21 protein-coding genes and 1 other RNA gene are annotated in these 23,104 nt (G+C 61.3%); 7 read left to right on the top strand and 15 right to left on the bottom strand.

The features are described 5' to 3' along the window. Positions 1 to 125: 125 nt before the first annotated feature. Genes ccoP through ccoN form a run of 4 tightly spaced genes read right to left on the bottom strand, consistent with a single transcriptional unit; the run spans position 126 to position 3,560 of the window. Complete coding sequence (gene ccoP / locus ACR0K1_RS22280) at positions 126 to 989, bottom strand: cytochrome-c oxidase, cbb3-type subunit III (protein WP_480616726.1); 864 nt, start codon at positions 987 to 989, stop codon at positions 126 to 128. Beyond that, positions 986 to 1,198 (bottom strand): cbb3-type cytochrome c oxidase subunit 3, encoded by a 213-nt coding sequence (locus ACR0K1_RS22275; protein WP_480616724.1) that lies wholly within the window; start codon positions 1,196 to 1,198, stop codon positions 986 to 988. The genes ccoP and ACR0K1_RS22275 overlap by 4 nt, the downstream gene beginning before the upstream one ends. An 11-nt stretch (positions 1,199 to 1,209) precedes the next feature. Further along, entirely contained in the window at positions 1,210 to 1,938 is a 729-nt protein-coding gene (ccoO, locus tag ACR0K1_RS22270) for a cytochrome-c oxidase, cbb3-type subunit II (RefSeq protein ID WP_480616722.1), read from the bottom strand. A 14-nt stretch (positions 1,939 to 1,952) separates the two neighbouring features. After that, positions 1,953 to 3,560, bottom strand: a complete 1,608-nt coding sequence (gene ccoN, locus ACR0K1_RS22265; RefSeq protein WP_480616721.1) for a cytochrome-c oxidase, cbb3-type subunit I — start codon at positions 3,558 to 3,560, stop codon at positions 1,953 to 1,955. A 196-nt stretch (positions 3,561 to 3,756) separates the two neighbouring features. Here ccoN and ACR0K1_RS22260 point away from each other — a divergent pair, with 196 nt between their 5' ends. After that, positions 3,757 to 4,596 (top strand): universal stress protein, encoded by an 840-nt coding sequence (locus ACR0K1_RS22260; protein ID WP_480616753.1) that lies wholly within the window; start codon positions 3,757 to 3,759, stop codon positions 4,594 to 4,596. Positions 4,597 to 4,644: 48 nt separating this feature from the next. Here the strand turns inward: ACR0K1_RS22260 and ACR0K1_RS22255 are convergent, their stop codons facing one another. After that, complete coding sequence (locus ACR0K1_RS22255; protein WP_480851920.1) at positions 4,645 to 4,899, bottom strand: GlsB/YeaQ/YmgE family stress response membrane protein; 255 nt, start codon at positions 4,897 to 4,899, stop codon at positions 4,645 to 4,647. Positions 4,900 to 4,972: 73 nt separating this feature from the next. Beyond that, positions 4,973 to 5,716, bottom strand: a complete 744-nt coding sequence (fnrL, locus tag ACR0K1_RS22250) for a transcriptional regulator FnrL (RefSeq protein WP_480851919.1) — start codon at positions 5,714 to 5,716, stop codon at positions 4,973 to 4,975. 61 nt (positions 5,717 to 5,777) lie between these two features. On the opposite strand from fnrL, the gene hemN reads away from it, so the two are divergent. Then, positions 5,778 to 7,133, top strand: coding sequence for an oxygen-independent coproporphyrinogen III oxidase (hemN, locus tag ACR0K1_RS22245; protein WP_480616715.1), 1,356 nt, complete (start codon positions 5,778 to 5,780; stop codon positions 7,131 to 7,133). A 205-nt stretch (positions 7,134 to 7,338) separates the two neighbouring features. Then, positions 7,339 to 9,267 (top strand): elongation factor G, encoded by a 1,929-nt coding sequence (locus ACR0K1_RS22240; protein WP_480616714.1) that lies wholly within the window; start codon positions 7,339 to 7,341, stop codon positions 9,265 to 9,267. A 20-nt stretch (positions 9,268 to 9,287) separates the two neighbouring features. On the opposite strand, the gene ACR0K1_RS22235 is transcribed toward ACR0K1_RS22240, so the two are convergent. From ACR0K1_RS22235 to ACR0K1_RS22215, 5 genes are all read right to left on the bottom strand, one after another. After that, positions 9,288 to 10,865 carry an ABC transporter ATP-binding protein gene (locus tag ACR0K1_RS22235; protein ID WP_480851918.1) on the bottom strand — a complete coding sequence of 526 codons (1,578 nt, stop codon included), beginning with the start codon at positions 10,863 to 10,865 and terminating at the stop codon, positions 9,288 to 9,290. Continuing rightward, complete coding sequence (locus tag ACR0K1_RS22230) at positions 10,862 to 11,968, bottom strand: ABC transporter permease (RefSeq protein WP_480851917.1); 1,107 nt, start codon at positions 11,966 to 11,968, stop codon at positions 10,862 to 10,864. Before ACR0K1_RS22230 ends, ACR0K1_RS22235 begins: the two co-directional genes overlap by 4 nt. Next, positions 11,969 to 13,054 carry a microcin C ABC transporter permease YejB gene (locus ACR0K1_RS22225; RefSeq protein ID WP_480851916.1) on the bottom strand — a complete coding sequence of 362 codons (1,086 nt, stop codon included), beginning with the start codon at positions 13,052 to 13,054 and terminating at the stop codon, positions 11,969 to 11,971. Between the two features lie 5 nt (positions 13,055 to 13,059). Further along, a complete protein-coding gene (locus ACR0K1_RS22220) occupies positions 13,060 to 15,006 on the bottom strand; it encodes an extracellular solute-binding protein (protein WP_480616709.1) in 1,947 nt (648 codons plus the stop codon). Between the two features lie 174 nt (positions 15,007 to 15,180). Continuing rightward, positions 15,181 to 15,693, bottom strand: a complete 513-nt coding sequence (locus tag ACR0K1_RS22215) for a c-type cytochrome (RefSeq protein WP_480616752.1) — start codon at positions 15,691 to 15,693, stop codon at positions 15,181 to 15,183. 119 nt (positions 15,694 to 15,812) lie between these two features. Here ACR0K1_RS22215 and ACR0K1_RS22210 point away from each other — a divergent pair, with 119 nt between their 5' ends. Further along, positions 15,813 to 16,646: a prephenate dehydratase gene (locus tag ACR0K1_RS22210; protein WP_480616708.1), complete on the top strand. Its 834-nt coding sequence runs from the start codon at positions 15,813 to 15,815 to the stop codon at positions 16,644 to 16,646. A gap of 67 nt (positions 16,647 to 16,713) precedes the next feature. Here ACR0K1_RS22210 and ACR0K1_RS22205 read toward each other — a convergent pair whose 3' ends face one another. Genes ACR0K1_RS22205 through nudC form a run of 3 tightly spaced genes read right to left on the bottom strand, consistent with a single transcriptional unit; the run spans position 16,714 to position 18,729 of the window. Then, entirely contained in the window at positions 16,714 to 17,208 is a 495-nt protein-coding gene (locus tag ACR0K1_RS22205) for an N-acetyltransferase family protein (protein WP_480851915.1), read from the bottom strand. 27 nt (positions 17,209 to 17,235) lie between these two features. After that, a complete protein-coding gene (locus tag ACR0K1_RS22200; RefSeq protein ID WP_480616706.1) occupies positions 17,236 to 17,703 on the bottom strand; it encodes an SRPBCC family protein in 468 nt (155 codons plus the stop codon). Between the two features lie 42 nt (positions 17,704 to 17,745). After that, positions 17,746 to 18,729 (bottom strand): NAD(+) diphosphatase, encoded by a 984-nt coding sequence (nudC, locus tag ACR0K1_RS22195; RefSeq protein WP_480616704.1) that lies wholly within the window; start codon positions 18,727 to 18,729, stop codon positions 17,746 to 17,748. 195 nt (positions 18,730 to 18,924) lie between these two features. Here nudC and ACR0K1_RS22190 point away from each other — a divergent pair, with 195 nt between their 5' ends. The 3 genes from ACR0K1_RS22190 (at position 18,925) to rsgA (ending at position 22,110) form a co-directional block, all read left to right on the top strand. Next, on the top strand, positions 18,925 to 20,787 hold the full coding sequence (locus tag ACR0K1_RS22190) for a bifunctional 2',3'-cyclic-nucleotide 2'-phosphodiesterase/3'-nucleotidase (RefSeq protein ID WP_480851914.1): 1,863 nt from the start codon (positions 18,925 to 18,927) through the stop codon (positions 20,785 to 20,787). Positions 20,788 to 20,825: 38 nt separating this feature from the next. Further along, positions 20,826 to 20,924: signal recognition particle sRNA small type (ffs, locus tag ACR0K1_RS22185), an RNA gene on the top strand. Positions 20,925 to 21,081: 157 nt separating this feature from the next. After that, on the top strand, positions 21,082 to 22,110 hold the full coding sequence (rsgA, locus tag ACR0K1_RS22180) for a ribosome small subunit-dependent GTPase A (RefSeq protein ID WP_480616699.1): 1,029 nt from the start codon (positions 21,082 to 21,084) through the stop codon (positions 22,108 to 22,110). 32 nt (positions 22,111 to 22,142) lie between these two features. Here rsgA and ACR0K1_RS22175 read toward each other — a convergent pair whose 3' ends face one another. Next, complete coding sequence (locus ACR0K1_RS22175; RefSeq protein ID WP_480851913.1) at positions 22,143 to 23,036, bottom strand: alpha/beta hydrolase family protein; 894 nt, start codon at positions 23,034 to 23,036, stop codon at positions 22,143 to 22,145. Between the last annotated feature and the right edge of the window lie 68 nt (positions 23,037 to 23,104).

Raw genomic sequence — 23,104 nt, 5'->3', positions numbered from 1 at the left:
GTCTGGCATGGGCACTATCATTCGCAAAATTCGGCACCGGCTGTTCTGGAAACGCGCGAACAGATGGAACAGCCGGTGCCTTGGCCTTCGGGTGGTGAAAACCGCCCGGAGGTTTTCTTTGAACCTTACTGACCGCCACCCAACTGGTGGACATAGGCCGTGACAGCGCGGATCTGCGCTTCGGTCAGGCGTGTGTCCCAGTTCGGCATGACGCCGAAGCGGCTGTTGGTCACGGTTTCGGTCAGCGCCTCTTCGCTGCCGCCATAAAGCCAGATCGCGTCGGTCAGGTTCGGCGCGCCCTGGGCGACGTCTCCCTTACCGTCCTCGCCATGACAGGTCGCGCAATTGTCGTCGAAAACAACCTTGCCGGCCTGCGCCGCCGCATCGTCGGTCTGGGCGTTGGTCAGCGACATCACGTACTGAACCACCTGAGCGATCTCGTCCTTCTCGAGGATTTCGCCAAAGGCCGGCATCTCGGAATAGCGCGCGTCGTCGCTTTCCTCGTTCCGGATCCCGTAGCTGACCGAGTAGTGTATGTCCTCCATCGTGCCGCCCCAAAGCCATGCGTCATCCAGCAGGTTCGGGAAGCCCGGCGCACCCTGCGCGCCGGAACCGTGGCACTGGGCACACCAGGTGCGGAACACGGCGCTGCCCGCGTTGATGGCATATTGCTGCAACTCGGCATCGCCTGCGATATCGTCCAGCGGAGTTTCCTCCAGGCGCGCATTCATGGGGGCGTTGGCCTCTTCAAAGGCGATCAGTTCCTGCTGCACCTCGCCGCGGGACGACCATCCCATGACACCGGCGGTTGCCGACTGTACCAGAGGCCAGGCGGGATACATGATCGTGTAGATCACGGCCCAGATGATGGTGACGTAGAAGGTCCACAGCCACCAGCGCGGCATCGGATTGTCGAACTCTTCGATCCCGTCCCAGCTGTGGCCCGTGGTGTTCGGATCGCCCGGCTGTTTTTCAGGTGTCTTGCTCATTTCCGCGCCTCCTTGATTTCGGCGGGTTTGTCGTCGCCCGACAGGGGCGCTGGTGCATCGGCGTGCCGGAACGGGATATTGGCGGTGTCCTTGTATTCCTTGCTGGCACCGGGGCGGAAAACCCAGACGACGATGCCGACAAAGAAGATGAACAGCACAAGCAACATCCAGCTATCCGCGAACTGCCTGAGAAGCGTGTATTCTTCCATCACACCCTCCGTTAACGGTTTGCGTCCGGGGTGAAGGTCGAGAAATCGACCAGCGTGCCCAGCATCTGCAGATAGGCGATCAGCGCGTCCGCCTCGGTCAGCTCGGGCTGACCATCGAAATTGCGCACGTTGACCTTGTCGCCATAGCGTTCCAGCAGCCCGTCAAAGTCGCTGTCCGGATCGGCCTGAGCGCGGAAGTCGGCTTGCGCGTTCTCCAGCATCTCTTCGGTATAGGGCGTGCCCACGACCGCATTCGCCGCCATGATGTCACCGATATACTTGCCGTCCAGCTTGCGATGTTCGAGGAAGCCGTATTTCGGCATCACCGATTCCGGCACCACCGATTGCGGATCGCGCAGGTGGTCCATCTGCCACTGGTCCGAGTAACGCCCGCCGACGCGCGCCAGATCGGGCCCGGTCCGTTTCGACCCCCACTGGAACGGGTGGTCATACATCGACTCCGCCGCCAGCGAGTAGTGGCCATAGCGTTCGACCTCATCCCGCATCGGGCGGATCATCTGGCTGTGGCAGACATAGCAGCCTTCGCGGATGTAGATCTCACGCCCGGCCATCTCCAAGGGGGTGTAGGGGCGCATGCCTTCCACCTTTTCGATGGTGTTCTCAAGATAGAACAGCGGTGCGATCTGCACGATGCCGCCGATGGTCACGACCAGAAAGCTGAAGATCAGCAGGAGGGTCGCGTTGGTCTCGAGGATCTTGTGTTTGTCGAGAATTGCCATTGCTCCGGCCCTCCTTACTCAGCCGGGACCGCGACGGTCAGGCTGGCCTCACGGGCCGGTGCCTTCCGCACAGTCATCCACAGGTTGTAGCACATGATCACCGAGCCGGCGACGAACAGCACACCGCCCAGCGCACGCACCACATACATCGGGAACTTGGCCGCCACGGTGTCGGCGAACGAATTCACCAGGAAGCCGTTGGCATCCACTTCGCGCCACATCAGGCCTTCCATGATGCCGGTCACCCACATCGACGCGGCGTAGAGCACGATGCCGATGGTCGCGAGCCAGAAATGCCAGCTGACCATTTGCAGCGAATACAGACGCTCGCGCTTCCACAGGACAGGCACCAGGAAGTACAGCGCACCAAAGGTGATCATGCCATTCCAGCCCAGCGCGCCCGAATGCACGTGACCGATGGTCCAGTCGGTGTAGTGAGACAGGCTGTTCACTGCCCGGATCGACATCATCGGGCCTTCAAAGGTGGACATGCCGTAGAAGCCGACCGAAATCACCATCATCCGGATCACCGGGTCGGTGCGCAGCTTGTCCCACGCGCCCGACAGCGTCATCAGACCGTTGATCATGCCACCCCACGAAGGCATCCACAGCACGACCGAGAACACCATGCCCAGTGTCGAGGCCCAGTCGGGCAGCGCGGTATAGTGCAGGTGGTGCGGACCGGCCCAGATATACAGGAAGATAAGCGCCCAGAAGTGAATGATCGACAGTTTGTAGCTGAACACCGGACGCTCGGCCTGTTTCGGGATGAAGTAGTACATCATGCCCAGGAAGCCCGCGGTCAGGAAGAAGCCCACGGCGTTGTGGCCGTACCACCACTGGATCATCGCATCCTGCACGCCCGACCAGACGATCACTGATTTCGACCCCCAGATGCTGACCGGAATGGTCATGTTGTTGACCAGATGCAGCATGGCGACGGTGACGATAAAGGCCAGATAGAACCAGTTGGCCACGTAGATGTGGGGCTCTTTCCGCTTGATGATCGTGCCCAGATAGACGGCCAGATAGGCGACCCAGACAATGGTCAGCCACAGGTCCACATACCATTCGGGCTCGGCATATTCCTTGGATTGGGTGCCACCCAGCACATAGCCGGTCGCGGCCAGTACGATGAACAGCTGATAGCCCCAGAACACGAACCATGCCAGATTGCCGCCCCAAAGGCGCGCGGCGCTGGTGCGCTGCACGACATAGAACGAGGTCGCGATCAGCGCGTTGCCGCCAAAGGCAAAAATCACCGCCGAGGTGTGCAGCGGACGCAAACGGCCAAAGTTCAGATAGCCTTGCGCCCATTCGAAGTTCAGCGCCGGAAAGGCCAGCTGGAACGCAATAAAGGTCCCGGCGAGGAACCCGACGACACCCCAAAAGGCGGTTGCGATCACGCCATAGCGGATCACATCGTCCATGTATTCCCCCGAGCGATCGACAAGAATATCTGGCTCATCTGTGTTTCGCAGCGTCCAGATGAACAAACCGCCAGCGATGAGCATCACCAGCAGAGCATGCACCTGATACGCCAAATCGCGTGCATAATTGGTCCCGATCGCGGCAAATACCACGACCAGACCAAGCACGATCAGCTTGATGTAATTCGACATTTTGCGTCCCTTTGCCGTGCCCCACGCGATTCCAGTGTCGCGCGAAACCTTTTTGTCTGCGTGCTGTAATGACGAACAGCACCGCATCCTGCTTTGATCTGAGTCAAGACAACAATCCGATTTCTATGACACGGATACAATGAAAACAAAGGCCAACGGCGCGTCGCAAGCCCTTGGCCCGAAGCACGAGGTCGAAATGGCGTATAAATCTCTTCTCTCGATCATGACCGAAACGCAGGGCACGCAGGCGGCTCTCGGTCAGATGGCAGCGCTGGCCAACGCGCAGGATGCCCATGCCGAGGTGCTGTGTCTGGGCGTCGACCGCAGCCAGACCGGTTACTATTATGCCGGGGCCAATGCCCTGATCCTGCAGGAAACGCTGAGCCGGGCCAATGCCGAGGCGGATGAGCTTCTGGCTTATGCCAAGGACTACCTGGGCAAAACCGGCATCCGCTGGTCCGCCGAAAACGGCGTGGCGCAGATCGCCGATCTTGGCCGCCATGTCGCGCACCGCGCGCGGTTCTCGGATCTGGTGATCCTGCCCCACCCCTATGGCGAGGATCGCGGGGCCGAAGCCGAACCCATTCTCGAGGCCGCGATGTTCGAAGGCCACGCCCCGGTGCTGGTGGTTCCCAACGACGCCCAGCCGTTTTCGGTGCCGCAAAACGTCATCGTCGCATGGAACGAAAGCGTCGAGGCGATGCGGGCCGTGCGCCGCGCCCTTCCGTTTCTGAAACAGGCGGAACTGGTGCGTATCGTGGTGATCGACCCGCCGCGTCACGGCCCGGACCGCTCGGACCCTGGCGGGCTGCTGTCTCAGATGCTGGCCCGTCACGGGGTGAAATGCGAGATCGATGTTCTGAGCAAAACGATGAGCCGCGTCTCGGACATACTGAACCGTCACGCCACCGACACGGATTCGGACCTGATCGTCATGGGCGCCTACGGCCACTCGCGCTTTCGCGAGGCCATCCTCGGCGGCGCAACCCGCAACATGCTGGAACAATCGGCGGTTCCGGTTTTCCTGGCCCATTAACCGATCAGATATGAAGGAAAAGCCGCCCCGCCGGGCGGTTTTTTGCGTTCAGCCTTTTCGGATCAGGCCAATCACGAACAAGAGAATGATCGCCCCGACGGTCGCGAAGAAGATCGAGGATAACAGACCTCCGCCCACCGCAAACCCGAGGGCCGGGAAAATCAGACCGGCCAGAAATGCGCCGACGATGCCCACGATGATATTGCCGAACAGGCCAAAGCCACGGCCTTCCATGATCTTGCCCGACAGCCACCCGGCGATGGCACCGATGACCAACATGACCAAAAGACTACTGAATTCCATGGCTTGCTCCTGAAATACGGTTTCTCAGAATCAGTAGATCACGGTTGGTCCGCCGGGTCACGCAGGAACGTGATCAGACCAGAAAGCCGCCATCGGAATCGTCGCCGGCCTCTTCCATCAGACGTCCCATATCCGGAACCGTGACATGCCGTTTGCCTTCCAGCGCGATGACGCCGTCCTTTTTCAGGGCTGAAATCTGACGGCTGACCGTTTCCAGCGTCAGGCCGAGGTAATCCGCCATCGCCTCACGTGTGAGCGGCAGATCGAACACGATGGGTCCGGACAGTCCTTTCTGTTCGATCGTGGCATCGCGGCGCGCGATGATCGACAGCAGGCTGGCAATTTTCTCGCGCGCTGTCTTGCGGCCCAGCACCAGCATCCACTCCCGCGCCGCATCCAGCTCGTCCAGCGTCATCTGCAGCAGGCGATGCGCAATGTGCGGGGTCGAATTCATCATATCTTCGAACGGCTTCTTGCGGAAACAGCACATTACCACATCGGTGGTCGCCTGCACATCATAGGGCGCCGATTCGCGCCCCGGACGGCCCACGAAGTCGCTGGGCAGCAGCAGGCCGACCATTTGTGTCCGGCCATCCTCCATCGTCTGCGTCAGCGACGCGATGCCGGAGACGACCGAGCCCACGAAATTCATCTGATCGCCCGACCAGATGATCGTCTGCCCCGCTTCGAAACTGCGGTAATACTTGATTTCCTCAAGAACTTCGAGCTCATCCGCATCACAACGGGCACAAACCGCCCGGTGTCTGATCGGACAATCTCCGCAATTGGAATGATCGAACTGTGCTTTAACAAACATGCGCGCTTCCACTTGATCTCTGTCAATGCAGCCAAGTCATCCGATGCCTAAAGGTTTCTGCATGATAGTGAAACCTCAATTGGCACGGCTTGGACTATTTGACGCGAAAGTCCCGCGTTACACAAGCTATCCGACCGCCCCCCATTTCAACAATGACGTGGGGGCCGATGTGTTTGGCGACTGGATTTCGGGGATCAAACCCGGCAGCGCCATATCGCTGTATATCCATGTTCCGTTCTGTCGCAGGCTGTGCTGGTTCTGCGCCTGCCGAACACAGGGCACGCAAACCGACAACCCGGTCATTGCCTATGTGGACGTACTGAAGGCCGAGCTGGACCTGCTTGCCGCGCGCCTGCCCGATGGCGTGGTTCTGTCCCGCCTGCATTGGGGCGGTGGCACCCCGACCCTGCTGCAACCGGACCTGATGCGGGATCTGGCGCGGCATATCCTTGGCATCGTGCCGCTGGGGCCGGATGCTGAATTTTCGGTCGAAATCGACCCCAACGAAATCGACGAGACCCGTCTGGATGCGCTGGCCGAGGCCGGGATGAACCGGGCCTCGATCGGGGTGCAGGACTTTGATGACGAGATCCAAAAGACCATCGGCCGCATCCAAAGCTACGATACGACCCGCGACGCGGTGGACATGATTCGCGCCCGCGGGATCAGCAGTCTGAACGCCGATATCCTGTTCGGCCTGCCGCACCAGACCAAGACCCGGATGACCGAAAGCGTGCAGAAACTGCTGTCGCTCAGCCCCGACCGCGTGGCGCTTTACGGCTACGCGCATGTACCGTGGATGGCAAAACGCCAACAGTTGATCCCCTCGGACGCTCTGCCCACGCCTGAACAGCGGCTGGACCTGTTCGACACCGCCCGCCGCCTGTTCCTGTGGGACAAATACGCTGAGATCGGCATCGACCACTTCGCCACGCAGGACGACGGCCTGACCCGGGCGCTGCGCGCAGGTCAACTGAAGCGGAACTTCCAGGGCTATACCGACGATCAGGCCGAGGTTCTGATCGGCGTCGGGGCCAGTTCAATCTCGCGCTTTCCGCAGGGCTATGCGCAAAACGCGCCCGCCACTTCTGCGCATACCAAGGCGATCCGCGACGGCAGTTTCTCGACCTCGCGCGGGCATCTGTTCAAGGGTCAGGATATCCTGCGCTCGCGGCTGATCGAGGCGCTGATGTGCGATTTCCAGATCAACTCGGCGGAAATCCTGCGCGACCATGACGTGACGGCAGCCGAGCTGACCGCGATGTACAAGACCGCAAATGCCGCCTTTGACGGGCTGCTGCGTATCACTGATGACGGCCTGTTCATCCCGCCCGAGGCGCGCCCGCTGACCCGGATGATCGCGCGCAGTTTCGACGCCTATGACCTGAGCAAGGCGGGGCACAGTTCGGCAATCTGACCCTTTACCAGCGGGCCTGTTTTCCGGCCCGCCCCGCTCATACCGGCACAGGGGCTTGACGCAGGCCTCTGGTTTTCTCCACACTCGGGACGTGTCATTCGCACCCTGAGGCAGGCGAATTCGCAGACAGTTCTTGCCAGCGCATCCGCGCGCGGCAGCCCTTTTCGTGCAGGTATATCTGCAACCTGAAAGAGGGACAGCACTCATGCGCGTTTTCACCGTCCTCGGCCCCAGCCAATCGGGCAAAACCACTCTGGTCGAGGCTATCAGCCGCCTCGACGGGCGGCCCACCACATTCGATGTTTCCGGAACCGTGCATTTGCACGGTTTTTCTTACCTGGACGAGCCATGGTGCGCGATTGACGTGGATGGCGGCGGCGATGCGCTGGCCTATGTCGGCCCGGCGATGGCGATCTCGGACGCAGCGGTCGTCGTGGTTCCGCCCGACCCGGATGCCGCCGTTCTGTGTGCGCCCTATCTGCGGCTGGTCGAAGAGGCGGGCATTCCCTGTTTCCTGTTCATCAACCGGATGGACAGCCCCAACGGACGTATCCGCGACATCATCGCCGCGCTGCAGACCTATTGCACAAATCACATCGCCCTGCGTCAGGTGCCGATCCGCGACGGCGATGCCATCATCGGCGCGGTCGATCTGATCTCGGAGCGGGCGTGGAAGTATCAGGAAGGGCAGCCCTCGGCCCTGATCGAACTGCCGCAATCGGTCGAGGACCGAGAACAGGAAGCGCGCACCGAATTGCTGGAGACCCTGTCGGATTTCGACGATCACCTGCTGGAACAACTGATCGAAGACAAGCAGCCCCCCAGCGCCGAGGTCTATGACCTTGCCGCGCAAGTGCTGCAGAACCACCAGCTGATCCCGGCCTGCCTGGGCGCGGCCAGCCACGGCAACGGCCTGACCCGGCTGATGAAAGCCCTGCGCCACGAAGCGCCCGAGTTCAACATCGCCGCAGACCGCGACGAGGCCGCCGAAAACGCCCGTGCCATTGCAGGCTTTGCGGATGTCAAAAAGCACATCGGCAAAATCATCGTCCTGCGCGGTCTGGGCGACGGCGTGAAAGCGCATGAGAGCCTGGGGGGTGAATCGGTTGGCAACCTGACCACGCTTGACGCCAAGACCCAGATCGGCGCGCTCGAGGCGGGCCAGATCGGGCTGGCGGTGAAATCAGATCACCTCAACCCCGGTTTTCTCTATGACAGCAGTACGGCCTCGCCGCTGCCGGAATGGGCCGCCTCGCACCCGGTTGCGCATCGGCAGGTGGTATCCCCGGCCCATGAACGCGATGACGTGCGGCTTTCGAATGCCCTGTCGCGGCTGGTCGAGATCGATCCGGGACTGCATCTGGAACAGGACGAACTGAGCGGCCATGCGGTGTTGGGCTCGCAAGGACCCCAGCACATGCGCCGCGTGACCGCCAAGCTGGACGAAGATTTCGGGATCGAGATCGAGGCTTCGCCGGTCGAAACCGCCTATCGCGAAACCATCCGCGCGACCATCGAACACCGCCACCGGCACCGAAAGCAATCCGGCGGCGCGGGTCAGTTCGCCGATGTTGTGATCTCGATCGCGCCGATGCCGCGCGGGTCGGGCTTCCAGTTCGAAGAGGTGGTCAAAGGCGGCGCCGTTCCCAGAAACTACATCCCCTCGGTCGAACATGGCGCAAAAGACGCGCTGGTCGAAGGGCCCGAGGGTTTCCCGGTCGTGGACGTCAAAGTCACGCTGAGCGATGGCAAGCACCACAATGTCGACAGTTCGGACTATGCCTTCCGCACCGCAGGCAAAAACGCCGTGCGCGAGGCGCTGCCGCAGGCCAAACCGGTGGTGCTGCAACCGGTCCTGAGCGCAGAGATTCACCTGCCCTCGGACTTTGTGGGCGATCTGGTGCCCACGATCAGCTCTCTGCAGGGTCAGGTTCTTGGGTTCGAGGGCAACCCCAACGCCTCGGGCTGGGAGATTTTCAACGCCCAGCTGCCCGCCGTGGCCGAGGATGAGTTGCACCGCACGCTGGCCAGCGCCACGCGCGGCACCGGCTGGGTCAAGCTGACCTTTGATCACTACGAGGAGTTGCGCGGGCCGGTGCCCAAATCCGCCGCACGCGAGAAAGCGAGCGCCTGAGCGCTTAGGGCGGGCTGTTTTCAGCCCGCCGCCGCAATCAGTTCGCGGGTGTAATCCGTCTGGGCGTTCTCGAACAGGTCCTCGGCCGCGCCCATCTCGATCACATCGCCGTTCCGCATGACGATGACGTTGTGCGACATCGCCCGCACGACCTTCAGGTCATGGCTGATGAACAGGTAAGCCAGTCCATACTTCCGCTGCAGCGCGCGCAGCAGATCGACGATCTGCACCTGCACCGTCATGTCCAGCGCGCTGGTGGGTTCGTCCAGCACCAGCAGCTTGGGCCGCAGCACCATGGCGCGGGCGATGGCAATCCGCTGCCGCTGACCGCCGGAGAACTCATGCGGATAGCGGTCCATCGACGCGGGGTCGAGGCCCACTTCGGTCATCACCTCGGCCACCAACTCGCGCGGGGCGCGGTGGGGGTCGACATTGTGAATGGCCAGCCCTTCGGCAATGATCTGCATACAGGTCATGCGCGGGCTCAGGCTGCCGAACGGGTCCTGAAACACGATCTGCATGTCCTTGCGCAACCGCCTGAGTTCGCGTGTCGACCAGCGGCGCACATCCTTGTCGCGAAAGGTGATGCCGCCCTCGGACGCAATCAGCCGCATGATCGCCAGCGCCAATGTTGTCTTCCCCGACCCGCTTTCACCCACGATCCCCAGCGTCTCACCCGCGCGGACGCTGAGGGTCGCGTCGTTGACAGCTTTCACATACCCGACCGTGCGTTTCAGAAACCCGCGCTGGATCGGGAACCAGACTTTCAGATGCTCGGTGCGGGCGACCTCTTCCGCGTCTTTGGCGACCGGATCTGGATGGCCCGAGGGTTCAGCCGCCAGCAGCTTGCGGGTATAGGGGTGCTGTGGGTTGTCGAAAATCTCGGTGGTCACGCCGGTTTCAACGATCTCACCATCCTTCATCACGCAGACCCGGTCGGCGATGCGGCGGACGATGCCAAGGTCGTGGGTGATGAACAGCATCCCCATATTCTCGGATTTCTGCAGCTCGGCCAGCAATTCCAGAATCTGCGCCTGAATGGTGACATCCAGCGCCGTTGTCGGCTCATCCGCGATCAGGATGTCCGGTTTGTTGGCCAGCGCCATGGCGATCATCACCCGTTGACGCTGCCCGCCCGACAACTGATGCGGATAACTGTCCAGCCGGTCCTGCGGGTCGCGGATGCCCACCTTGTTCAGCAGTTCGAGTATCCGCTCTTTCGCCGCATCACCGGTGATGTTCTGATGCAGCGCCAGCGACTCCGCCATCTGCTTCTGGATCGTGTGCAGCGGATTGAGCGAGGTCATCGGCTCCTGAAAGATGAAGCTGATATCGTTGCCGCGCACATCCATCAGGCGCTGCTCGGACGCGCCGATCATTTCCTGCCCGTCATAAGTGACAGACCCTTCGACAATCGCGCTGTCGCCCAGCAGCGACACGGTGGACAGCGCGGTGACGGATTTGCCCGAGCCGGATTCGCCCACCAAAGCCACCGTCTCACCCCGGTCCACGGTGAAGGACACGCCCTTGACCGCCGCCGACACCTGCCCGTCCTGCCGGAACGAGACCCTGAGGTTATTCACATCCAGCAGGCTCATGAGAAGGTCTTTCTGGGATCAAACGCATCGCGCACGCCTTCGAAAATGAAGACCAAGAGCGACAGCATGATGGCGAAGGTAAAAAACGCGGTGAAGGCCAGCCACGGCGCCTGCAGGTTCTGTTTCGCCTGCAAGGTCAACTCCCCCAGCGACGGGGCCGAAGAAGGCAGACCGAAACCAAGGAAATCCAGCGAGGCCAGACCGCCGATGGTTCCGGTCACAATGAACGGCATGAAGGTCAGCGTCGCGACCATTGCGTTGGGCAGCATATGGCGGAACATGATGGTCATGTTGCCCACCCCCAGCGCCCGCGCGGCGCGCACATATTCAAGGTTGCGCGCCCGCAGGAACTCGGCCCGCACAACGCCCACAAGCCCGGTCCAGCCGAACAGGATCATCAGCGCCACCAGCAGCCAGAAACTTCGCCCCAGAATGGCGAACATGATGATGATGACGTAGAGCGAAGGCGTCGCGGACCAAATCTCGATAATCCGCTGAAAGATCAGGTCCAACCAGCCGCCAAAGAACCCCTGAATGGCCCCGGCGAAGATACCGATCAGGCTGGCGGCCCCGGTGACGATCAGGGTGAACAGGATCGACAGGCGGAAGCCGTATATCACCCGCGCCAGCACATCGCGCTTGGTGTCATCCGTGCCCAGCAGGTTCTGCCCGTTCGGCGGCAGAGGTGCGGCACCGGGGCGATCCACGCTGGTGTTGTAGGAATAGGGGATCAGCGGCCAGATCGCCCAGCCGCGTTCAAACCCTTCGGCCTGAAAGGTTCCGGCCTTGATCTCATCGATGATGCCTTCGGGGTCGTCGAAGCAGTCTTCCAGACCGCCACTGTCGATCAGGCACATCACCTCAGGGTCGCGATAGATCGCTTCGGTCTGGAAATCGCCGCCGAACTCGGTTTCGGCATAGAAGTTGAAGATCGGCGTGTAGAACTCACCGCGGTATTTCACCAGGATCGGTTTGTCATTGGCGATGAACTCGGCGAACAGAGACAGGCCGAACAGCACCGAGAAGATGATCAGCGACCAGAAGGCACGACCATTGCGCCGGAAATTGCGCCAGCGGCGCTGATTCAGCGGGGAAAGCGCCATTTACCCCTCCCGCTTTTCGAAGTCGATGCGGGGGTCGACCAGCACATACATCAGGTCGCTGATGATGCCGACCACCAGCCCCATCAGGCCAAAGATGAACAGCGTGCCGAAGATCACCGGGTAGTCGCGCGCCACCGCAGCCTCGAACCCCAACCGGCCCAGTCCGTCCAGCGAGAAGATGGTCTCGATAATGATCGAGCCGCCGAAGAACACGCCGATAAACACCGCCGGGAATCCCGCGATGACGATCAACATCGCGTTGCGGAACACATGGCCATAAAGCACTTTTCCTTCGCTCAGGCCCTTGGCGCGCGCGGTCATCACGTATTGTTTCTTTATCTCATCCAGGAATGAGTTCTTGGTCAGCAGGGTCAGCGTTGCAAATGCGGAAATGGTCAGCGCTATCACTGGCAGGGCGATGTGCCAGATGTAGTCAGCAATCTTGCCAAACAGGCTGAGGCTCTCCCAATTGTCCGAGGTCAGCCCCCGCAGCGGAAAAATCTGCCAGTACGAACCGCCCGCGAACAACACCAGCAGCAGAATGGCGAACAGGAAACCGGGGATGGCGTAGGCCACGATGATCGTGCCGCTGGTCCAGGTGTCAAAGGTCGATCCGTCCTTGACCGCCTTGCGAATGCCCAGCGGTATCGACACCAGATAGGCGATCAGCGTCGACCACAGACCCAGCGAGATCGACACCGGCATCTTTTCCAGCACCAGATCGATCACGCTGATCGAGCGAAAATAGCTCTCACCGAAATCCAGCGTCAGGTAATTGCCCATCATGGTCAGGAACCGCTCGACCGGCGGTTTGTCGAAGCCAAACTCCTTTTCAAGTTCTTCGATGAATTCTTTCGGCAGGCCACGGGCGCCGATATATTCGCTGTCTGAACCAAAAGTTTCCTCGGTCGATCCACTTTCGCCGCCTGCGAAACCGGCAAAGACATCCCCTTCGCCCTGCATCTGCGCCAGTATCTGCTCGATCGGTCCCCCTGGCACGAATTGCACCAGGGTGAAGTTGATGATCATGATGCCCAGCAACGTCGGTATAACCAGCAAAAGCCGGCGAAGAATATACGCGCCCAATTCGGTTACCTCACCGCGCCAGCAGCTTTCAGTTTCTGGTACTTCTCGTCATTGAACCACCAGAAGTCAAACTGCCCGACGGCCAGAGGCGGCAATTCCTCGGGGTGTTCGAACATGTCGTAATAGGCGACCCAGGTGTCCGATACATAGCCGGTCGGAACCTGAATGCGCAGATAGCGCAGCACGCGGTCCAGCGATTTCAGCGCGGCAATCTCCTCTTCGCGCGATTTTGTGTCAAGCGCGGCATCGATGATCGCATCCACCAAAGGTTCCTGCAGAGATTGCGGGTTGTAAGACGACACCACCGCCGTCTCTGCCCCGTATGCCTGTTTCAGGCCCGTTCCCGCCTCAAGGAAAGACTGGTTGCGGAAGAAGATCATGTCAAAATCTTTGTCGTAATAGCGCTGGATCCATTGCGCGCTGTCGATCTTTTCGACCGTCACGGACACACCAAAACTTTCGAGGCTCGAGGCATATGTCGTCACGATGGCCTCAGCCGTGTCCGAGGACGACGCATTCAGCATGATCGTGATTTCCATCGGCTTGCCTTCGGCATCCTGCAGCCTGCCCTGGCTGGAAACCGTCCAGCCCGCTTCTTCGAACAGCTTCAGCGCCGTCCGCTTGTTGCGGCGATCGACGGTACGGGATGCATTCGAAGAATGCGCGCGCACGGCTTCCTGCGTAAACAGCTCTTCGGGGACGAGGTCGCCCAAGGATTTGAGGAACGCGGTTTCCATCTCGTCAGGCAGCCCATCTGCGGCGACCTCAGAGTTTTCGGCAAAGGAATGGCGTTGTTCCGTCAGCCCGAACTGCAGCGACTCGGACGTCCACTCGAAATTGTACGCCAGTCCAAGGGCTTCACGAACCTTGATGTCGTCAAACGGCGCGCGCTGCATGTTGAAAATGAAGCCTGACGGCGACGGCGGGGACATGACCGGGATGCTCTCGCGCTTGACAAAGCCGTTCTGAACCGCCGGGAAATCATAGCCGGTTGCCCATTTCTTTGTGCTGCCTTCGGCGCGGAACGTGTAAATTCCGGCCTTGAACGCTTCGAACTCGGCAGCGTCATCGGCGAAATACTCGACCCGTACCGTTTCGAAGTTATGGCGGCCAACGTTGATCGGCAAATGCCAGCCCCAATAATCGGGATTGCGGCGATAGACGATGTAGCGGTTCAGTTCAAAATCATCGACGACATAAGGCCCGCTGCCCATCGGGGTCAGAAGGCTTTGTTTATCCAGTCGCTCTCCGGTCTTTTCATACCACGCTTTCGAAAACACGGGCGTGCCGCCGACCTGCGAAATCAGCGACCGGCGCGAGATACCGTCCACGAAATTGTACTTGATCGTGTAGTCATCAATGATCTCGTAGCCTTTGATGCGCTGTTTGACCGCCCGCGCGTAACTGCGGATACCTTGTTCGAGGAAGAGTTCATGGGTGAACGCGGCGTCATGCGCCGTCAGGGGGGTTCCATCCGCGAACCGGGCTTCGGGGCGCATGTAGAAAATGCACCATTCCTTTGTGCTGGGGTATTCGACGGATTCCGCAAGCAAACCATAAGCTTCGGTGATCGAATCCGCTGGCGAGGCCGACCCGAAGGGGCTGTCGCCGAACATGCTCTCGGCGATCAGGCCGGAGTAGCGTCCGGCCTTTCCCTGCCAGTTAAAGCGGTTCATGCCGTCAAACGTGCCGCGCGTTGAAACCGATATCTGCCCGCCCACCGGAGCATCGGGATTGACGTAAGCGAAATGTTTGAAGTCCGGCGGGTAATTCAGGTCGCCAAAAAAAGAATACCCGTGTGCCTTGATAATCTTGCTGTTGTCCGCAGCACCGGCAGCCATCGCGCCGTTCAGACCCGGGGCCATGGCGGCAACGGCGCTGCCGCCCAACAATTGCAACGCGGTGCGCCGCTTCATTGTGGTCAGCGTTGATTTTGCGCTTTTCTGGGTCATGCCCGCCTCCCCTGCAGCTTCTTGAACGTCTTAGATGCGCCTTGACCTAGCTAAAGGTCCAGCACTGTCAGGTTCAAGTTTAGAATGCGTGAACGCTTTGTGAAGATGTGTAACCGACAAAAAAAGGCCGCTGCTCGGGGCAACGGCCTTGAATTCGGGCAGACGGTCCGGCAATCAGTTGCCGATTGTCTGCAGATAGGCAATCAGATCGGCGCGCTCTTCCGGCTTTCTCAGGCCTGCAAAGCTCATCGATGTGCCCGAGATATAGGCGCTTGGGCGTTCCAAGAACGCATCCAGTGCCTCGGGTGTCCAGTTGCCGCCATGCGCCTGCATCGCGGCCGAATAGCCGGTGAAGCCGTTGGCCGAAGCAACCGGGCGGTCGACGATACCGAACAGATAGGGGCCGGTGCCGTTGGCGCCGTCTTCCAGCTTGTGGCAGGCGGTGCATTTGCGGAACACGCGCGCGCCTTTTTCCGGGTCTGCGGCGGCCAGCATGTCCTCGAACACCACTTCTTCGCCGTCGGCGCTTTCACCCGCGCTGTCGGTTTCGATAATGTAAGCGGCCTCGGCATCGCCATGGCCACCGCCATGATAGAGGACATCCGCCCCCCATTTGGCCAGAAGCAACACCAGGAAGGTGCCAAACAGGCCTGCGGCGGCCTTGGTAACTGTCATCGTGTCGAACATTGATCGCGAGTCCATTTCAGCTGTCTGCGGGGTGTCTAAGGCTTCCCCTGACAAGAGGCAAGGTATAGACACCGCGACTAAACGCCCAATTCAAGAACTTGTTGCACGGAATCGACCAAATGACCAAACGTATTGCCTTTCAGGGGGAACCCGGCGCCTACAGTCACGAGGCCTGCCGCAATGCGCGCCCGGATATGGAGGCCCTGCCCTGCCGTACGTTCGAGGATGTGATCGAATCGGTCCGCGCAGGCGAGGCCGATCTGGCGATGCTGCCGGTCGAGAACACGACCTATGGCCGGGTGGCCGATATCCACCGGCTGCTGCCCCATAGCGGGCTGCACATTATCGACGAGGCTTTCGTGCGGGTTCACATCAACCTGCTGGCCGTGCCGGGCGCGAAACTTGCGGACGTGACTGAGGCGCATTCTCACCTTGTCCTGCTGCCGCAATGCGCCGGGTTCCTGAACGAACACGGCATTCGCGGCCGGGTCAGCCCCGACAATGCCCGCGCCGCGCGCGAGGTGTCCGAGACCGGCGATATCCACTCCGCCGCGCTGGCGAGTGAACTCGCGGGCGAGATATACGGGCTGAACGTTCTGGCCCGCCATATCGAGGACCATGACGACAACACGACCCGCTTTCTGGTGATGTCACGGCAGGCCAATCTGGCGCGCCGGGGCGATCACGGCATGATCACCAGCTTCGTGTTTCAGGTCCGCAACATTCCGGCGGCGCTGTACAAGGCGATGGGCGGGTTTGCGACCAACGGGATCAACATGACCAAGCTGGAAAGCTATATGCTGGACGGCTCGTTCACGGCAACGCAGTTCTATGCCGACATCGTCGGCCACCCGGACGACCGTAACGTGCAACTGGCAATGGACGAGTTGGAACATTTCACGACAAATGTCGAGATTCTGGGGGTTTACCCTGCAGCGCAACCGCGCGGCTGAAGAGGTTTGTTTGCAGGCCAGAGCGCTGCGCCATCAAGCAGATCAACTGACAAGATTTGGGGCCAGCCTACGATTCCTCGGCAGTGGACCGGTTTTCAAGCCGAAATTCCTTTGAAACCGATCCCTCGCGCAGACGGTACTGCCTGAACCCCATGGCTTCGTAATAGGCCAGCCCCTCGGCGTTGTTCGCGCCTATTGTCGCGTCGATGGCGGGCAAACCATGCTGCCGCGCAATCTCAAGAGTTCGTGCAAACAAGGCGCGCCCAACGCCGCGCCGGGCCGCGGAAGGCCGAATATGGGTCCCGATCACACCCCAGCCGACCGGCGCGCCATATGGGTTGTTCTGGGTCGCGATCTTCATGGACTGAAACCCGAGGATGAGCCCGCCTGCGTCCGTTGCAACCGTGCACCGGATTTGGTCGTCGTGACCGATGTAATGCGCCCGGGCGAAATCCGGCGTACTTGGCTTGTGACGTTTACCGGCCCGGACCAGTTCCTGAAGGACATCGGCGATCCCGGCGGCGTCATCGCCAATTGCCCGTCGTATGATCAATTTGTCCATGCGCGATCCGTCCCGGCTGAAAGCATCTTATGCCCCGTACAGATGCCGCTGTTCCAGCTCGCGGGCAAACTCGCTCAGGCGTACCTGAAACTGTTTGCGAAAGCGCGCCTGTCCCAGTTTCAGCGACTGCAGCAACAGCCGCGCGGGCAGAGATTTGGCGGCCAGCGACATCTCGACATTCAACCGCGTCCGACGCTGCGACAGGGCCAGGAAATCAACGGTTGTGACCCCGGCCATGCCTTTGCTGCTGGCCTCGAACCGCATCTGGGTGGGTCGGTCGCAATCGGTCATCAGGACCGACATCTGCCGGGGTTTGCCACGCAGTTTGAACTCGGTCTGCCACGCGGCTCCGGCCTCGAAGGGCGCACCGCCCGCCGTCCGCCGCACCTCGATCCCCCGGCGCATGGCCAGGCGTTCGAATCGTTCGAAATCGGAAACCATCTCGAACACCGAATTGATCGGTGCCTCGATATCTTCGCGCGCTGAAAACTGCATGTCGTCCTTTGCTGCCCGTCGTGCCTTGGTGCCAGTTTTTCCTCAGTCCAGCGTATCTGCAAGCCAGTTTTTCAGCAGGAAATGCGCAATCGCGCCCTTGCGGGCGGGCAGCAAAGCGGGATGTTCGCCCGCGAAAGCCTGCATCATCTCGGTTTTGCTGACCCACATCGCCTGTTCGATCTCGACCGGGTCGATTTCGATCTCACGCGACAGCGCCTCGCCCGCGCAGCCGAACATCAGCGAGGCCGGGAACGGCCAGGGCTGGCTGGACAGGTAGGAGACCGCGCCAACGGGCACGCCCGCTTCCTCCATCACTTCGCGCCGCACGGCGGCTTCAAGCGTTTCACCGGGTTCGACAAACCCCGCCAGCAGGGAAAACATCCCCTCGGGCCAGCCCGGAGACCGCCCCATCAGGACGCAATCGCCATGGGTGATCAGCATGATCACAACCGGATCGGTACGGGGGAAATGCTGGCCGCCGCAGGACGGGCAACTGCGCTGCCATCCGGCCTGAGACAGCTCGCTGGGCGCACCGCAGCGGGCGCAAAAGCGATGCGTCTGATGCCAGCCGATCACGGCTTTGGCGGTCGCCGCCAGTTCCGCGTCGCGCGCGGACAGGCGTGTCATGATCCGGCGCAACTCGGCAAACACATACCCTTGGGGCAGATCGGGGTGCTGCTGTTCGGACCTGTCGACGAACTCGCCCATCCCAGTCAGATCCAGACCCTCGGCCGCCCAGTTCGAAATATCCGCTGCAAAGACCGGCGCGCCCGCTTCGGTACATCCCAGAAGGATCGGCGCTTCGACCACCCCGCCCGGACCATTGCAGATCAGATCATGGGTCATCGGGATCAGCGCCAGCTGGTCCAGCCCTTCGCCCTGCACCAGCAGCTTTCCGCGCCAGACCAGCGCGCATCTGGCCATCGGATCACGGCGCGCCGCATCCAGCTTGTCACCATCGCCGCGAAGATGCGCCGCCCGGTTCAGGCCCGAGCCGCCAAATGTCACCAGTTCCGCGTTTTTCATTGAATGTCCTTTGGGTCCTGCGCACAGGGCTGCCATGACTGCACCGCTGTTGCAATGGCAATTCACCGGCTGGAAATCCAACTGTTGCCACGGAAAGGCCGCATGCAGGCCCCGGAAAATTCATCTATTATACTTTCTAGTGAATTTGATTAAGAAACAGCATCCAAAAGTAGAAAATTGATATTAAACAAATCTTTGCCGGGGCGAGACCCGGCAAGAACATCTGGGGCCAATATCCGCATTCTGGCGACCACCGACCTGCATATGAACCTGACCGGTTTCGACTACTATGCCGACCGGTCCGATCCATCGATTGGGTTCACGCGGACGGCCACGCTGATCCGGCAGGCCCGGGCACAGGCCGGTGACAGTCTTGTGCTGCTGTTCGACAATGGCGATTCCCTTCAGGGCACGCAGCTGGGCGAATGGGCGGCAACGCAGGATGATCCCCATCCGCTGATGCAGGCTTTCGGAGCATTGGAGTACGACGCAATTGCGCTTGGAAACCATGACTTCGGGTTCGGGCTGCCGGTGCTGGACCGCATCCTCGCTCAGGCCCCCTGCCCGGTCGTGTGCAGCAACATGCGCCGCTTGAAGGCACCGCAGATTTGGGCGGATGGCACTATTCTGGAGCGTACGGTTTTATGGCAGGGAAAGCCTGCCGCCATTCACATCGGCGTTCTGTCCGTCCTGCCGCCGCAAACCGCCCGCTGGGAATCTCATCTGTTGCAGGACGAGGTCATTGCCGAGGACATAATTGAAGCGGCGCACAAGCAGGTGAAACATCTGCGCTCCGAGGGGTGTGATCTGATCCTTGCCCTGTCGCATTCCGGCCTTGGTGAGCCACAGCCCGCCCCCGGTTTGGAAAACGCCGCCATCCCTTTGGCCGCGATTGACGGCATCGATGCGATCATTGCGGGGCACACCCATCTGACTCTGCCCGGTCCGGCGCATGAGGGGCTTGCCCATGTCGATCACGTCGCCGGACGCATTCACGGCAAACCGGCGGTCATGCCCGGCTCGGCGGGTTCATATCTCGGAGTGATCGACCTGTCGCTGTCCCGTGGCCCCTCCGGCACATGGCGCATCGAAGGCAGCGGTGCTGAGCTGCGGCCTGTCGTTGCAGAACCTCATCAGGAACCGGTGCCCGAGGATCCTCAGTTCGTGGGGCTTTTTGCCCAGGCGCACGCGCAGACGCGGGCGATGGTAGCGGAACCGGTCGCCCGTATCCCGCGCGATCTGCACAGCTACTTCAGCCTCTGCGCGCCGGATCGGGGGCTTGCTCTGGTGGCGGCGGCGCAAGCTGCGGCGCTGCGCCCGCATCTGTCTGCATCCGGTCTGGCCGACCTGCCCGTTCTGTCAGCGGTTGCACCCTGCAAAAGCGGCGGGCGCGCCGGCCCCCGCTGGTACACTCAGGTTCCCGCCGGGGAAATCTGCCTGCGCCACATCGCCGACCTGCATTTGTTTCCAAACGAATTGCGGGGCGTTGTCGTGACCGGCGCGCAGCTGCGGGACTGGCTGGAAATGTCCGCTAGCGTTTTCAATCAACAAAACACCGGCCAAACCGCCGACCTGATCGACCCCCGCCGCGCCGGGTATAATTTCGACGTGCTCTTCGGCCTCACCTATCGGTTCGACCTGTCCCAACCCGCGCGCTTCGACGCCGAGGGGGGGCTGATCGACCCCGCCCATAACAGGGTGTCCGCTCTGGAATTCGGGGGCCAACCTGTCCGCCCGGATCAGAGGTTCGCGGTCGCGCTGAACCACTACCGGGCCAGTGGCGGCGGCAAATTTCCGACGGTGTTCCAAAGCCGAATCCTCGACCTGCCGACGCTGGAAATAAAGCATGTCCTCAGAGGTTACCTGTCGGACACCCTGCCGCGTGACCCGCTTGAGGACGCGCCGCACCCCTTTTCTTTCGCCCCTCTGTCCGGGGCTGGCGCCGTCCTCAGAACCGGCCCCGGCGCAATCAAGTATCTGGATGAGCTGGACATCTTCAACTCCAAGCCGCTGGGACGCGACGCGGAGGGGTTCCAGCGGATAGGCCTGACGCTCTGACGGGTTGTCTTTTGCCCGGCACCTGCCTATATCGGGGTCGAGAGGTTGGCGCGGGCGAGCGCCTCGCCAACCTGGTCAGGTCCGGAAGGAAGCAGCCACAACGAGCCCCGCTTGGGTCGATGTCCAACCTCTCACTTACGCAAACCCCAGCCGCAGGAGGGCTTTTATGAATGTAGCAAAGACCCTTCGGGCAGAGCGGTTCTGAACCCTATCCACGCGACTGCCTGAACCCATGACCGACGGATGCGCGCCCGCCATCTGTGGGTTTTGCTGTATCTGAACTCAGGCAGACCAATGACTCTTACCCTTACGGACCTTGGATGGTCCTCTTACTTTGCCGCGCAGCACGCGGCCAATCCATCGTGCAATCCCTATCGCATCACCGCCGTGCACCGCGACCGGCTGATCGGAGTGAACGCGGATGGCGAAACGCCCCTGCTCTCCCCGGACCGGCCCACCGGCGAATTTGCCGTTGGTGACTGGGTGCTTAGCGACGACCACAACCGCGTCCGGCACCTGCTGGACCGGCGCAGCACCCTGCAACGCCGCGCCGCAGGCACTGGGGCCGAGGCGCAGCTGATCGCCGCCAATGTCGATGTGCTGTTCATCGTCAGTTCCTGCAATGCCGATTTCAATCCGCCCCGGCTGGAGCGGTATCTGGCACTGGCCCATCAATCCGGCTGTTACCCGGTTGTGGTTCTGACCAAGGCAGACACCTGTGCAGATCCTTCCGACTATGCCGCCCGGGCGCAGGCGCTGGCACCGTTCCTGACGGTTCTTGCGGTGAACGCGTTGAAGGCTGACGATATCCAGCAGGTGCTGTCGTGGTGCCCTTCGGGGCAGACAGCCGCGCTGGTCGGGTCGTCCGGCGTGGGCAAAACGACGCTGGCGAACGGGATGACCGGGCGGCAGGACGGAACCGCCGGCATTCGTGAAGATGACGCACGCGGGCGGCACACCACGACGTCGCGCGCGCTACACCGGATGCAAAACGGCGGCTGGCTGATCGACACGCCGGGCATGCGCGCCCTGCGGCTGCTGGACGCGCAGGATGGTGTGGACGAGGTGTTCTCGGACATCCTCGAACTCGCCAACATGTGCCGGTTTTCGGACTGCCAGCACGAGGCTGAACCCGGTTGCGCCGTGCAGGCGGCCATCGGGGACGGTACGCTGGATGCCGACCGGCTGGAGCGGTGGCGGAAGCTGCGGCGCGAGGATCAGAGGAATTCTGAAACCGTGGCGCAGTCCCGGGCGCGCGACAAGGCGTTCGGCAAGATGGTGCGGTCCGTGATGCAGGACAAGAAGTCCCGCAAGGGTCTGTGACGGCAGGGGCACCGGATCACCGGTGCCCTTTCTCAGCCAATCAGACGCGGCCAGACGGCAGCGTTGCGGCGCGCAAAAACGCCGATATGGCCGATATCGCTTACGCCGAAGTCTTTTGGCGACAGCAGGAGCCGTTTTGCCCCGGACCCGTACAGATCGGCCAGCCGCCAGACGGCTTCGGGCGGGACCATCTGATCGTCTTCAAAGGTGAACAGGTCCACAGGCACGCCTGACCCGGACCATTTGGCCTCTGGCAGGCTCGTGCCAATGTCGGGCACGTAGTTGAGCGGCGCCGTGCACCATCTGCGCCACTGCCAATAGACAGGCGCAGGCAAATCCGAGCCAAACCCCAGCGCCTTGCCCGGCAGGTAACCCATCGCGTGAACCGTCAGCGGCGCGTGGCCGTACCAGAACAGCCCTGCCAGCGCCCGATACGGCCAGGGATGATCCGACAGCGTGACCAGCCCCGAACACACGCAGATCATGCGATCGATCCGGTCGATATCGGGCTGCACCGGTCCCAGCATCGCCCCGACCGAATGGCCGATGGTCCAGTGCTGCGCGTCAGGGAAGCGGCGGCGCATCTCGGCGCGGGCGGCGGGCATGTCGATCAGGGCCCAATCCGCCATCGTGGCCTTTGAGTGCTTCAACGGCCCCGACGCGGACGACCCGAAATCGCGATAATCATAGGTCAGGCAGGCCATGCCCCGGTCCGATGCCAGCCAATGGGCAAAATGCCGGTAGTACTCGCGCGGAACGCCGGTGGCGCTGTTCAGCACAACTACAGTTTCGGGATCGGAAACCGGGCGGTACAGCCGCGCCGACAGCATCGCCGGGCCGGACGGAAACTGGAAGTCTTCTGTCAAAACCGTTTGCTGCGCGTCCAACATGGCACCCTCGGAATCAATCTGAACTATTCGGTTCATTTCTTGATCAGGCGCTGAACGGCACGGCCAAGTCAACAGCGAAGCCACATGACCAAACGTCCACTTCG

The organism is Ruegeria sp. F5 (assembly GCF_056533845.1).
The sequence above is the reverse complement of the archived record's forward strand: the minus strand, read 5'-3'. Positions and strand labels throughout refer to the sequence as shown.

Bases quoted from the DNA above. Each gene is read 5' to 3' on its own strand.
- fnrL (WP_480851919.1), bottom strand. From the start codon at position 5,716: ATGTTTGTTAAAGCACAGTTCGATCATTCCAATTGCGGAGATTGTCCG.
- ACR0K1_RS22230 (WP_480851917.1), bottom strand. From the start codon at position 11,968: ATGGCGCTTTCCCCGCTGAATCAGCGCCGCTGGCGCAATTTCCGGCGC.
- ACR0K1_RS22235 (WP_480851918.1), bottom strand. From the start codon at position 10,865: ATGAGCCTGCTGGATGTGAATAACCTCAGGGTCTCGTTCCGGCAGGAC.
- ACR0K1_RS22255 (WP_480851920.1), bottom strand. From the start codon at position 4,899: ATGGAATTCAGTAGTCTTTTGGTCATGTTGGTCATCGGTGCCATCGCC.
- ACR0K1_RS22220 (WP_480616709.1), bottom strand. From the start codon at position 15,006: ATGACCCAGAAAAGCGCAAAATCAACGCTGACCACAATGAAGCGGCGC.
- rsgA (WP_480616699.1), top strand. From the start codon at position 21,082: ATGACTCTTACCCTTACGGACCTTGGATGGTCCTCTTACTTTGCCGCG.
- ACR0K1_RS22215 (WP_480616752.1), bottom strand. From the start codon at position 15,693: ATGTTCGACACGATGACAGTTACCAAGGCCGCCGCAGGCCTGTTTGGC.
- ACR0K1_RS22240 (WP_480616714.1), top strand. From the start codon at position 7,339: ATGCGCGTTTTCACCGTCCTCGGCCCCAGCCAATCGGGCAAAACCACT.
- ACR0K1_RS22260 (WP_480616753.1), top strand. From the start codon at position 3,757: ATGGCGTATAAATCTCTTCTCTCGATCATGACCGAAACGCAGGGCACG.
- ccoN (WP_480616721.1), bottom strand. From the start codon at position 3,560: ATGTCGAATTACATCAAGCTGATCGTGCTTGGTCTGGTCGTGGTATTT.
- ACR0K1_RS22175 (WP_480851913.1), bottom strand. From the start codon at position 23,036: ATGAACCGAATAGTTCAGATTGATTCCGAGGGTGCCATGTTGGACGCG.
- ccoP (WP_480616726.1), bottom strand. From the start codon at position 989: ATGAGCAAGACACCTGAAAAACAGCCGGGCGATCCGAACACCACGGGC.
- nudC (WP_480616704.1), bottom strand. From the start codon at position 18,729: ATGAAAAACGCGGAACTGGTGACATTTGGCGGCTCGGGCCTGAACCGG.
- ACR0K1_RS22205 (WP_480851915.1), bottom strand. From the start codon at position 17,208: ATGGACAAATTGATCATACGACGGGCAATTGGCGATGACGCCGCCGGG.
- ccoO (WP_480616722.1), bottom strand. From the start codon at position 1,938: ATGGCAATTCTCGACAAACACAAGATCCTCGAGACCAACGCGACCCTC.
- ACR0K1_RS22200 (WP_480616706.1), bottom strand. From the start codon at position 17,703: ATGCAGTTTTCAGCGCGCGAAGATATCGAGGCACCGATCAATTCGGTG.
- ACR0K1_RS22210 (WP_480616708.1), top strand. From the start codon at position 15,813: ATGACCAAACGTATTGCCTTTCAGGGGGAACCCGGCGCCTACAGTCAC.
- ACR0K1_RS22275 (WP_480616724.1), bottom strand. From the start codon at position 1,198: ATGGAAGAATACACGCTTCTCAGGCAGTTCGCGGATAGCTGGATGTTG.
- hemN (WP_480616715.1), top strand. From the start codon at position 5,778: ATGATAGTGAAACCTCAATTGGCACGGCTTGGACTATTTGACGCGAAA.